The organism is Nakamurella antarctica (assembly GCF_003860405.1).
In the GTDB taxonomy this organism is placed as follows: domain Bacteria; phylum Actinomycetota; class Actinomycetes; order Mycobacteriales; family Nakamurellaceae; genus Nakamurella; species Nakamurella antarctica.
In genome coordinates, this window is the sequence record NZ_CP034170.1 from 408,930 (window position 1) to 421,417 (window position 12,488).

General features: G+C 61.6%; 9 protein-coding genes. 2 read left to right on the top strand and 7 right to left on the bottom strand.

The annotated features are described in order from the left end of the window. Positions 1–3: 3 nt before the first annotated feature. The 6 genes from EH165_RS01860 to EH165_RS01885 all read right to left on the bottom strand — a co-directional run bounded on the left by EH165_RS01860 (position 4) and on the right by EH165_RS01885 (position 8,156). Positions 4–1,314 (bottom strand): lysylphosphatidylglycerol synthase transmembrane domain-containing protein, encoded by a 1,311-nt coding sequence (locus EH165_RS01860; RefSeq protein WP_164479073.1) that lies wholly within the window; start codon positions 1,312–1,314, stop codon positions 4–6. A 134-nt stretch (positions 1,315–1,448) separates the two neighbouring features. Further along, on the bottom strand, positions 1,449–2,276 hold the full coding sequence (locus EH165_RS01865) for a YigZ family protein (RefSeq protein WP_164479074.1): 828 nt from the start codon (positions 2,274–2,276) through the stop codon (positions 1,449–1,451). Further along, entirely contained in the window at positions 2,266–3,066 is an 801-nt protein-coding gene (locus EH165_RS01870; RefSeq protein WP_124797783.1) for an MOSC domain-containing protein, read from the bottom strand. Before EH165_RS01870 ends, EH165_RS01865 begins: the two co-directional genes overlap by 11 nt. Continuing rightward, positions 3,063–4,088, bottom strand: a complete 1,026-nt coding sequence (locus EH165_RS01875; RefSeq protein ID WP_124797784.1) for an alpha/beta hydrolase — start codon at positions 4,086–4,088, stop codon at positions 3,063–3,065. The genes EH165_RS01870 and EH165_RS01875 overlap by 4 nt, the downstream gene beginning before the upstream one ends. Positions 4,089–4,188: 100 nt before the next feature. Further along, complete coding sequence (locus EH165_RS01880) at positions 4,189–7,716, bottom strand: TM0106 family RecB-like putative nuclease (protein WP_124797785.1); 3,528 nt, start codon at positions 7,714–7,716, stop codon at positions 4,189–4,191. 158 nt (positions 7,717–7,874) lie between these two features. Continuing rightward, complete coding sequence (locus tag EH165_RS01885) at positions 7,875–8,156, bottom strand: DUF427 domain-containing protein (protein WP_124797786.1); 282 nt, start codon at positions 8,154–8,156, stop codon at positions 7,875–7,877. Positions 8,157–8,359: 203 nt separating this feature from the next. On the opposite strand from EH165_RS01885, the gene pta reads away from it, so the two are divergent. Next, complete coding sequence (gene pta / locus EH165_RS01890; protein ID WP_124797787.1) at positions 8,360–10,441, top strand: phosphate acetyltransferase; 2,082 nt, start codon at positions 8,360–8,362, stop codon at positions 10,439–10,441. Beyond that, a complete protein-coding gene (locus tag EH165_RS01895; RefSeq protein WP_124797788.1) occupies positions 10,441–11,640 on the top strand; it encodes an acetate kinase in 1,200 nt (399 codons plus the stop codon). Before pta ends, EH165_RS01895 begins: the two co-directional genes overlap by 1 nt. Here the strand turns inward: EH165_RS01895 and EH165_RS01900 are convergent, their stop codons facing one another. After that, complete coding sequence (locus tag EH165_RS01900) at positions 11,641–12,483, bottom strand: phosphatase PAP2 family protein (RefSeq protein ID WP_164479075.1); 843 nt, start codon at positions 12,481–12,483, stop codon at positions 11,641–11,643. Between the last annotated feature and the right edge of the window lie 5 nt (positions 12,484–12,488).

The window sequence follows — 12,488 nt, forward strand, 5'->3', positions numbered from 1 at the left end:
ACGTCAGACGAGTTCGGCGGTGCTGGCGGCTTCCCGCCGTGCATCACGGCGCTTCATTTCGGCCAACAACGCGAAACCGATCGGAATAATGATCCACGCCGATAGGACGCGATAGATGAGAACGGCGGCTGTCGCTGTGCCGTAACCGGCGCCATAGGTAAGCAGCCCCACGAGAAGTGCCGTCTCGACGGGGCCGATACCACCGGGGGTCAACGGGATTTGCCGGACCAGTTGAACCGACAGATACAGCCCGGCCAGCTGGAGAAGGTCGATCTGGATATCGAACGCCAGGCAGCACATCAGCAGGCAAACTCCCTCGAGCGCCCACTTTCCTGATGTGGCCAAAATTGCCCACATCCACTCTTTGAACTTGACGTGCTTCGCCTGCCTGAGTGTTTCCCTCCCATCCCGGATGATCCCGGCGATTTTGGGCCACTTGATTTCGAACTGATCCAGTCGCGGTGTGGACCGAATGCCGTCGAGGGAGGCGGGGCCCCTGATGGCCCGCCGGAGGATTACCGCTACCAGCACTACGAAGATCACAGCGATAACGATGATGAGGGCACGGTTTTCCGTCACCAGAGTGATGAATGATGTAGCGGCGGTGGCGCTGAGCACCACCAGGTAGAGCAGCACCAAGGTGGCGATTGAGATCAGGCCGGAAAGAACCATCACGGTGGCTGCGGTTGCCCTGCTGGCGCCAGCGGCACGGTATTGATTGAAGGAGAATCCGGCGGATACCGCGGCGCCGGCGGGCAGGCTATTGGTCAGCGCGGTGCTGGCGTAGGTGATCGCCGTGGTGCGACGCCGGGTAATGCGGGTTTCGAAGGCTTTCAAGAGCTGCCGTTGTTGTTCAGCAAACAGCGATATGGACGCTGCAGTGCAGATTGCGGCGACGACGATCCATTCCCAGCGAGCTTTTTGCAACGCCGCGCCAATGGAGGCCAGCGAGGGCAACTTTCCTCGGAGTACGAAGAACACCACAGCGACCGCCGCAACGACAATGATGATATTGAGGCACTTACGCCATGCTGGCTTTGCTGCCCTGGCTTGGGGGTCTGTGGGAGGGGTACTTGCCGGGCTGGCGCCGTCCACCGGCCAGCGGTCATCCCAGCTGCCTTTGCGGATCGCGGGGTTGGGGGCCGGCTCCAGAAAGGTGCCCTGCGGTGCTGAGCTGTTGCCTTCCAGTGGGGTATCAGGCGCCTCGATCGGAGCTGCCTCGATCGGAGCTGCAGAGTGCGCGCCTGTGCCGCGGTCCTCGCTTCGCTCCGTAGTCACTCTCTGATCGTGCACGCTCACCAGTGGTGCTGTCACCTCGCACACGCTATTTGGCGCGGGAGTGTGCCAAAAAAGGAAGTAATGCCGGGTGATCTGTCCCACTTCGGGGGCACCTCACTCGCGTTCGGCCCGTTACCGACCCCACTCGGGCGGGTTCATCGCAGCGTGAGTCATGACTGCACCCAGGCGTACCCCACGGGTCGGAGGGTGCCTGCGCCGGCAGTGATGCCGGCAACTATCGAGGTGAGTTCGGCTGTGTGGTGAGGCTCGACCGCAAGTGTGAGGACGGCATTTGTTTCGTACTCGACGCTGTGTATCCGCACGCTGCGATTACGTAGTTGCGCTTCGACCTGCCCGGCCCTGGCGTGATCAACTGCAACGGCAAACAGCTGGAACAAGCTGCGCCGTAATGGCTTGGCCTCTTTGCACGCCGCGGAGGCGGCATCGGAGTAGGCCCGGACCAGACCGCCAGCTCCGAGCAAGGTGCCGCCGAAGTAGCGGGTGACCACCGCGATGACGTCCATCAGCTGAGCTCCACGCAGCACATCGAGCATGGGCATGCCGGCCGTGCCGGCAGGTTCGCCGTCGTCGTTGGCCCGTTCCGTGGCAAGGCTCAGCGGCGCGGAGCCCTCGGAGCTTGCGGGGCGCGCGGGGTTAACGCCGGCGGCGCGGGGCCGGTCGAGGGTAGCTGCGGCGTCTAAAGCTGGCGCGCTGCCGATAGGACGGTCGGCCGAGATGTACGACGCAAGGATGTTCGGCGCAAGGATGTTCGGCGCAAGGATGTTCGGCGCAAGGATGGTTGGCGCAAGGATGTAGGCCGAACAATGATGACGGGCGGCGTGGTGGAGCCGCCGTTGCCCGTCGATGATGGCCTTCGCGGCTTGATCGGAAGACACGGGAAGGATCACCGCGACGAAACGGGATCGTTTGACGTCGATCTCGGCCGTGGCGGTCCCAGAAATGGTCAGGTAGGAAGGGCTGTTGTTGCTAGGCGTCACGGGGCCCCAGGAGTCGAGCGCTCTCTCCCGAAGCGACAGGCGATTCGGACGCAGCAGCGGAAGCTGCCGCATCGAAACCGGTCTCGGGTGGGCCTTCCATGAGCTCGGCGAGATCACTACGCAGGCCGGGCACCCAGCGCTCGGGAAGCACCGAAGCAGAGCGCAAGACCCTTCTCAGCAGAGCGATCCGATCCTCTCGGAGGAGTCCTGCCTTTGCGCCGTTCATCGCTTGGCTGACATCTCGGACACTCACCCCTACCGGGCTGACATCCGTGAGTGTTACCGGGTCTTCCTGCTGCACGAACCCCGGTTGCAGGACCCGGAAGTAGAAGCCGGTCCGCAGGCTGTCCTCGACCAACACTGCGAGATCTTTTCGTCGGTGGATGGCGGCGATTTTGAAGCACGGGCGGCGCGGCTGGCTGACCTGCACCACCGCAGTACCCCAGGTGAAGATGTCGCCGAGAAAAACCTCCGCCTCGAGAAGCCCTTTGCTGGTGATATTTTCACCAAACGCTGGGGGTGACAAGGGCACGCCAAGGAGCGCCTCCCAATGCCCGTAGTGCTCCAGAGGGTAGACGCAGACTGCCTTTTCGGGACCGCCGTGCACGGTGAGGTCGGCCTGGGTGTCACCGGCGAGGCCTGTGGGTCCGAGCTGTGTCCGTCCGTGGGTCTGAAGTTTTCGAAACGCCGTGGGAACTTCGACGCGCCCGTGCTGCACGGCATCGACTGGGCCCACGGCTAGCGATGCGATTGCGCCCAGCAGGTGAGTCTGGTGGGGATCGCGGCTCATGTATCGAGGCTGCCGGTGTCGAGGCTGCCGGTGTCGAGGTTGCCGGTGGAGGCGGGCTTGTCGGGAAGGTGGGTTTTCGCCCAGGCGAAAACCTCGTCGAAGAACTGTGTTCGGACAGGAAGAGCCGAAAGCGCTAGATCGTGGATACCGCCGGGGATGTGAACGAGGGTGACGTCCTTGCCCAACCGAGGGGCGCCGTCAACCATGTGCTGCACGTTGAGGACGCAGTCGGTGTGCGTGAGCTCGGGGCTTGCACGTCGATGGTTACCGCTGGCATCGGAGGCGCACACCAAAATTGGTACATCGATGGAGATTCCCGCGTTCAGCTCCGCGTGCGCTTTCCTGATAGCGCGAAGCCAACCGGCACGCACCGGGAAGCCGTTAAATGGCTTCCAGGCAAGATTGAAATCCCAGGTTCCGTTGGCGCTCTGGTGCAATGACCGGGCGTAGTGACTGGGGAGCTTTGACACAATCTGCTTCGGACGGAATCTGCCAATCACATTGACTATTCGCGTGAGAATGGTTTGTTCGAAACGGTTGCCGTTCAAATCGAACCAGGGGCTGTTCAAAATGATGCCGTCGATCTGGTGCGGCCCACGTCGCCGGTTGGCCCACAGCGGGACGATAAGGCCCCCGGTGGAGTGCGCCATGACGACGACTACGTCGTGTCCGTCAGCACGAATGATGCGAACTGCTTCGTCGAGTTCCTCGTCGTAGGCGGCAAGATCGGTGATGTAGTTCGGTGTTTGGTGCGCGCGCAACGAACGACCGTATTTACGCAGGTCCAACGCGTAGAAGTCGTAACCGTGATCGGCCCACGCGTCGCCGAGGTGGGTTTGGAAGAAGTAGTCGATGTAGCCGTGGACGTACAGAACTGCGCGTCGGCTGGGCGTTTTTTGCTCCCCTTCCCTCGACTCTCTTCGGACCAACGTGGCGGTGACGGGTCCTTCGGAGTCCGGAGCGAGCTCCAAAGTCTGAGCGCTCCAGCCTGGACCAAGAACGTCGATTGGATGTGGGCTCATTCGCCGATCCTAGCGATGCTGGCCGGCGAGTTTGCCAGGGCCAGTTGGTCCGGTGATGACGGTCTGGACCGGCGCCCCTCCCCGGCAAATGCCGATGCCGTCACGTGGCCTCACCATCCGTGCCACCGCGAGCCGATCTGCAGAGGGTCAGGAACGCACCCAGCTCGCCCAAACCGGCTGGGGTGGTGGGTAGGAAGTCGGTCAATCCGGGGGAGGCAATGATGATCGCCGACCACTGCCCCCGCGAAATGGCGACGTTGAGACGGTTGCGCGAAAGGAGGAAGTCGATACCGCGTGGCACGTCGTCTGCGGCAGAGGCCGTCATGCTGACGATGACGACCGGTGCCTCCTGGCCCTGGAACTTGTCGACGGTTCCCACCGGAATGTGCGGGTATTTTGCTTCGGACAGCACCTTTTTGATGCAGGCCACCTGAGCGTTGTACGGGGCCACTACCAGGAAGTCGGACTCTTCCAGCGGTCGTGGGGGTGCGCCGAGTGCCGAGGTCCAATCTCGGCCCAGGAGTAGCTGAACCTGCCGCAGAACCTTCGCTGCCTCCTCGCTGCTGACGACGGAATTGCCCTCGTGCAGCACGCTTTTGATCTGCACCCCGGGCCTGACCCCTTCCAGCTTGCGGTCCGAGGCGGAGTGCTCGGAGGACAGTTTCCCGTCATAGGAAAGGTCTGACACGGAAGTGCACAAAGCGGGATGCATCCGCCAACTCGTTTCGAGGAAATAGCCGTAGCGATCAGGCAGTACCCGCTGCCCGTCGGCGAGCCATCCCAAAGCTGACAGGTCCACCGGTTCGGGGTGGATTCCCTGGCTGACCTGTGGCAGTTGCGCAGGGTCGCCGAGCAGTAATAATCGCTGCGTTGCCCGAGAGACGGCGAGAGTGTTGGCGAGGCTGTATTGGCCTGCCTCGTCGATGACGAGGAGATCGAGCGTGCCCGGCGGGATCTTCTTCTCGCTTGTCAGATCCCAAGCGGTTCCACCCATCACCCAGCCACCCTGCTGCAGGTGAATGAACTTCGCCCATTCAGGTGCTTTATCGGGCTGTTGCCACGGGACGGGCTTGGTGCCTTTAATTTTCTTGGCAATCTGGGATGCCGGCACGCCCGCACTCACCACGGCCTCGAGGACGTTCTCCACCGCCGCGTGCGATTGGGCGACCACACCGATCTTCCACCCCTGGGCTACCAACGTGGCTATGACGCGAGAACCGACGTAGGTCTTTCCAGTACCGGGCGGCCCTTGGACAGCGAGGTAGGAATTGTCGAGAAGCTTTACGGCGTCGGTGATTGCGGTGATGTAGCCGTCAGGGCTTTCAGCTACGGCAGGGAGACTGGCGTCGCCACGCAGCCGGGGAGGTCGCCGCGCAAGGATGTCGATGGCGGGTTGAGCGGGAAGATCCGGCATCACCTCCGATACCTGCTGGGCGAGTGCGCGAATTGCGGCACGCTGCGACGTGGTGGGCAACGGGGCCCCCGGCGTCACTGCCATGGGCAGCGTGTCGAAGGGGTCGGCGTCTTTGCCGACGCTCTCTTGTATGTACACGACGTCGATCCCGTCGGTGCCGGGTTCGATCTGAGTGATTTTGGCACCGATCCAGCCGCGCCCACCATTGGCGCCGACCTTCATCGGCTCGACGGGGTTGTCGTAGAGGGCGTACATATCGTCCGCCACGGCCAAATTCGACCCTGGAGCACGGGTTCCTGTGAGCTTGACGATTCGCTTTTGGGTGCGCGCGCCCTTGGGCACGTTCCAGTCCTCGTGAATCTCGGCCCCACGGTCAGCGACAAGAGAGCCGCGTTCGTCCATCCATTCGTCCGGAGGTTGGATGAGCCGTGCATAGTGAGCCCACCACACCGGTTTGTCCTCGCGAGCGTGGTACCCGAGCGCGGCCCCGGCCATCGCAATAGCCTGGTTGATGTCGGACCGCTTGCCCTCGCCCGCAGCGGAAAGTAGCGCCTCAGCAAGCTCTGTGGTTTCGGTGGTTTCCGAAGTCGCTTCGATGGCACTGATATCCGACTTTGACGGATCAAAGGTAGACGCAATTCCTGCGTCAGCGGCGCGCTCCAGCAGCCATCGGTGCAGCTTGAGAGTGGATTTGCAGTCGTAGAAGTTGTAATCGCCTATCTCGCTGAGCCGGGTCAGCGCACCGACGGTGTCGCCACCGTCGCGCATTTCGCAGTACTCGTGATACCCGACGATCGAATCAGCAGCGTTTGTCACCCCGTCTTCATTCCGCAGCTCGTCGCCCATGTAGAGCGGTTCAAGCTTTTTGATGGAGTAAGAGGGTTGCGAAACGCGCAGTGACGAACGCACGACGCCGTAAAGGTCGACGAAAACACCCTGGCGCAGGAGGTTGTCGACGGAATCTTCGCCCGTACCGTGGCGCAACGATAACCTTTTCAAAGCGGTTGTCTCGTAGGGCGCGTAGTGATAGATGTGCATGTTGGGGTAGCGCGCTCGGCGAGCTTCGACGTAGGCGAGGAAGTCTTGGAGCGCCCGCTTTTCTTCCGCGCGAGTGTGCGCCCAGAAGGGCTTGAATTCTCCGACCTCGGCTTCGGGGAGACCTTCGATGCGCTCGACAACCCCGAATAGGTACTCCAGTCCCCAGACGGGGGAGTCGTTCTCGGCCCAGAGCGGATCACCTTCGAAATCAAAGTAGATATCGCCAGCGTCCGGCGGTGGCAACTCAGCTAGAACCGCTGGATTGAAGACGTCGTAGAGAACATCTGTGCCCGTGTCACCGGTGAGGTTTCGGCACTGCAGCAACGCCTGCGCTTGCAACGTCTTGAGAGTCCGCTCCGGAATCTTGGCGTCAATATCCTGCCTTGACGCGAGTTCGTGCATGGTGCGGATACCGCACGCCATCAGCTTCCGGCGTTGCGCCATCGTCATCTTTGCGACGCGGCGAAGGTCGTCATGGGCCAGGACCTCAACAGCGCAGATATCGCACGAGCCGCAGGCGACGTACTCCGCGCTGTTCCACTCGATTTCCGATGTAGCGAGGTGGCGGTCGGCAATCATCTCCTCGAAACGCCGCCTGCGGTCGAGGTAGACCGCTCGAATCTCTGCGATGTCGTGAAAATCGCTCGTGCCATCACCGCGGATGAGCCGGATCTGCTTCGAGGTTGAGAGTCCTGCCTTGATTAGTTGATCGGCGTAGGCAGCAATCTGAAGCAGCGCAGGAATTTTGGTGGATCTCGCCAGCTTGGTGTCGACGACTTGGTACCCGTCTTCCAGGCGGACCAAGAAGTCTGCGCGACCGTAGAAGGTGCCATCGAAAAAGGTTCCCTGGTAGACGATGTCGGTGCCAGCATTGAGCGCCGCAACTGTTTGGGCGTGTTTGCTCAGGAGCTCGTCATAGGTCCACACGCGGGGAAATTCGATCTCCACGAAAGACGGTGCCACGCCGCCGCCGTCGCCTTCTCGGAGTTGGGCGAGGACCCGCTTCTCGTGCGCGAGTCCTAGTTCTGCGGTCCGGTCCATCATTTTGTCGGTTGGAGTGGTGTGTTTGTCATGCCGGAGCAGCCCATCCAACTTCCTGGCAGCAGCAAATTCGCACGATGCGGCTTCCGTCAGGTCGCTCGCGCTAAACCCCACCACGCTGTCCAACAAAAACATGGGCTGCCTCTTCACATTTGGCGTCAGGAACTCCGACGCATCGTGAAGGTAGCAAGCCCAGCCGACAGTCCCGCAGAAAACCGGCACGCCCGGTGGTGACCTACTGCACTAGAACTTGCGAGCACTAGGCCACCGCTCGGCGAGTACAGCAAGAGGCCTCAGGCCTCGATCTTTACCCCGCGCCAGAACGCGACGTGATCCTTGATTTCCTTGGCCGCATCCTTGGGGCTTGGGTAATACCAAGCGGCGTCGGTGTTTTCCTGTCCGTCAACTACCAGGCTGTAGTACGACGCGGTGCCTTTCCACGGACACGTGGACTGGGTCTTGCTCGCCTTCAAGTATTCCGGCTTGACGCTGGTAAGGGGGAAGTACTGGTTGTTCTCGACCACGACGGTGGCGTCCGACTCTGCGATGACCTGGTTGTTCCATACTGCGCGCATGACGTGCGACCTCTCTGAAGGCGGATTGCGAAGAAGTGGCGACAAGGCCACACCGGTACAACACGGCCGGCGTGGCGATAAGTCCCCGGTGAGTGGTGCTGCAATTAACGGTACCCACCCACCGCGCTGCGGCGCCTGTGACGTCTGCCGTGGCGCACGGCGGTAGGCATGATCGGTATGCCGACTACCGATAACCTGGATCCATGTCGCGCAGCGTGTACGTCGCCTCCGGCGAAGGCAATTCCGGTAAGTCAACGGTGGCGTTGGGTCTGCTGGATCAGCTAGCGCATCAGGTGGGCAGGGTCGGGGTTTTCCGACCGGTAGCCAGAGCAACCGACGAAGCCGATTACGTGGTCGAGATGCTGCTCGCGCACCCTGCGATGGATCAGCCCTACGACAGCGCGATCGGAATCACCTACGCCGAACAGCACCGCAACCCCGAAGGTGCGTTATCTGCCATCATCAATCGGTATCACCAGATGGCTGCAGGTTTTGATGTGGTGCTCATTCTCGGCAGCGACTACACGGACGTGTCGACCGGTAGCGAGCTTGCTTTCAACGCTGCCGTAGCGGCGAACCTCGGTGCCCCTGTCGTGCTGGTGGTCCACGGTAGTAACAGGCAGCCGGCGGATGTTCGGTTGGCGGCAGATCTTGCGCGGGCCGAACTCGATGCCTCACACGCCCACCTCGTGGCCGTGATCGCGAACAGGGTCCGCCCGGAAGATCTCGGCGCGGTGCGCGACGCGCTCGCAGCCGACAACGGCTTGGGAGTGGGAGCGATCCCGGAGGAACCCGTACTGGTGGCGCCCACGGTCAGCGCTCTGATGCATGCGGCTCAGGGGCATCTGGTCCGTGGCAACCCCGAGTGGCTCGAGCGGGAATCTCTCAATTTTGTGGTTGCTGCGATGTCGTTGCCCAACGTGCTGATCCGACTGCGCGAATCCACCACGGTGATAGCCCCGGGCGATCGGTATGACCTGCTACCGGGCCTGATGATGGCCCACCATTCCGCGACGTATCCGGCGCTGGCTGGCATTGTGCTTACCGGCGGCTACACGCCACCGGAGCCAATCCAGCGGCTGCTCGAGGGTTTCAAGGATGATCTGCCGGTGATGGTCAGCGATCTCGACACCTTCAAAACCGCCTCGACGCTGGCGCTGGTCCGCGGCAGACTCACCGCCGCGTCACGGACCAAGAAGCAGACGGCCTTGCGCCTCTTTGCGGAGAACGTCGACGTGGCAACTCTTTTGAACGCCATCGATCTACCGCCTGATACCACCGTCACGCCGTTGATGTTCCAATTTCAGCTCATCGACCGGGCCCGTGCCGACCGCAAACGCATCGTGTTGCCAGAGGGGTCTGACGACCGAATTCTGCAGGCGGCGGACTCTCTCCTGCGGCTCGGTGTTGCAGACCTCACTATCCTGGGCAACGAGGCCGAAATCCTCGGTAGGGCAACGTCCTTGGGTCTGAGCTTGACCTCCGCCCAGATCGTGTCTCCGAACGACCCAGAGTTGGTCGAGCGGTTTGCCGAGGAGTACACCCGGATCCGTGCGCACAAGGGGATGACTCTCGAGCGGGCTCGCGAAATCGTCTGTGACGTATCGTATTTCGGTACCATGATGGTGCATGTGGGGTTGGCCGATGGCATGGTCTCGGGGGCCGCTCACACCACCGCCCACACCATCAAGCCGGCGTTCGAAATAGTTAAAACGGCGCCAGGAACGAAGATAGTTTCTAGCGTCTTCCTGATGTGTCTGGCTGATCGGGTGCTCGTGTACGGGGATTGCGCCGTGAACCCTGATCCAACGGCAGAACAACTTGCAGATATTGCGATCTCGTCTGCCGCGACCGCCGAACAATTTGGTGTCTCGCCCCGGGTTGCGATGCTGTCGTACTCAACCGGCACCTCCGGTACGGGAGCAGATGTCGACAAAGTCAGGGCCGCAACCGGTTTTGTCCGCGAACGGATGCCGAACCTACTCGTAGAAGGCCCGATCCAGTACGACGCCGCAGTTGATCCAGATGTTGCGCGCAGCAAAATGCCTGATTCGGCGGTGGCGGGCCACGCCACTGTGTTGATCTTCCCCGACCTCAACACGGGCAACAACACCTACAAGGCCGTGCAGCGCAGCGCTCACGCGGTGGCGATCGGCCCAGTTCTGCAGGGACTGAACAAACCAGTGAATGACCTTTCTCGCGGCGCCTTGGTCGTCGACATCGTCAATACTGTTGCCATCACTGCGATTCAGGCTCAGGCTGGCAACGGAACACGGGAGACCTGATGGACTGCAACGTATTAGTTTTCAACTGTGGATCCTCGTCGATCAAATTTCAGTTGTTAAAAGTTGACACTGAGCAGGTGCTGGCGAAGGGCAGTGTGGAACGGGTCGGATCGATTGACGGCACCATCACTTTCGAATCCGCCGCGGGCGAAACAACCGCCAACGAACCGGTGCCGGATCATGCAGCCGGGATGACGTTGATCCGAGAAGCCTTCAAGCGCGGTGGTTTTGACCTTGATAATGCGGGAATTGTGGCTATTGGCCACAGAGTGGTGCACGGCGGGGCGGCGTTTTCCGCGCCCGTACTCATCAATGACGAAGCGCTGACAGCCATGAGAGACGTCTCGGTGCTCGCGCCACTGCACAATCCGGCAAATATCATCGGAATCGAAAGGGCCAGTGCGGCATTCCCGAAACTGCCGCAGGTAGCAGTGTTCGACACCGCCTTTTTCCAGAATCTGCCCGCCGCTGCGTCCACCTACGCAGTGGATCGACAGCTAGCGAGCGACAACGGGATTCGCCGGTACGGGTTCCACGGAACCTCCCATCAATACGTCAGCGGGCGGGTGCCCTTGATGCTGAATCGTGACCCCTCGGAGCTCAATCAGATCGTGCTTCACCTGGGCAACGGAGCTTCGGTGGCGGCGATCCGAGGGGGAGCGCCGGTGGAAACCTCGATGGGAATGACGCCGCTGGAGGGACTCGTGATGGGGACCCGATCGGGCGATATCGACGCAGGAGTGATCTTCCACCTGCACAGGGTTGCGGGTATGAGCGTGGACCAGATCGATACCGCGCTGAACCGGAAGTCCGGGATGGTGGGCCTGAGTGGCGTCAACGATTTCCGTGACCTGCACGCACTTGTCGCGGGCGGCGATCACGATGCCCAGCTCGCGTTGGATGTTTACATCCATCGGATCAAGAAATATGTGGGGGCCTACTCCGCGATTCTCGGGCGGCTTGACGCAATTACCTTTACCGCTGGTATCGGCGAGAACGATTCGATAGTAAGGTCTTTGGCGCTCGCAGGGCTTGAAGGCTTCGGAATTGTTATTGATTCCGAGCGCAATAACGCAAAGACTCGCGGGGCTCGAGTGATCTCTGCTGACGATTCTCGCGTCGCTGTGCTGGTGGTACCCACCAACGAGGAGTTGGAGATAGCCCAACAAACGCTGGATGTGGTGAAGAAAAGGATGTAGCTACGGGGCAGGTGCCGATGCACCAAGGGCCCCAGGTCGGCCCGTGCGCATCTGCGCGGCCCGGTAAAAGGCCAGGGTGCCAGCGACGCCGCTGGCACCCAAGAGCCCGCCAGCGACCACATCGGTGAACCAGTGCACGCCGAGGTAGAGGCGGGTCAGTGCCACCAGTGCCGAAACCAGCGCCGCTGCAATGCCTATCCCTACCTTCGCGGGGCGGCCGAGGTCGGCTGTGAAACCGGCGAACAGTACGACGCAAATGCACCCGAGCAGTGATACGGCCCCCGTGACATGCCCGGACGGGAACGAGGGATCCAGCGTCCGAACAAGCTGCTCTGCGACGTTCGGCCGATTTCGCGGTACCGCGTATTTCAGCAGCCGGACGCCGAGACCAGTGACGGCGGGACCGATGAAAATGACGGCCGCTGGCACCCACGATCTGGTGCGTACTGCAAATATGGTGGCCACCACAAAGCCGATCACCGTGGTGCCCACGGGGGAAAAGGTGTTGGTAACAGCGATAACGACGGGCGTGAGCCAGCTGGCACGGTTGCGGACAAACCATTCGTGGACGCCTGCATCGAAGGTGTTGGTGATGAGACCGTGCTGATCCACATCGAGGAAAAGCGCGAAGACAGCCAGTAGCGCAAGACCAGCAAGGAGCGCGGGGACCCTCCGTTGGCGCCGGGAGTAGCTGGCAGTGTCCGTCAGTCGTGGTTTGCCTGATTCCCGTCCCCTCCGGATGGCGAGGCTAATCGCCGCAAGGCCAACTCCGGCTATCAGCAGCGCGCCCAGTAGACGCAGCCAGAGGGGCACACTCGCTGAGATTGAGACGTCGGGTTCCACCCCAC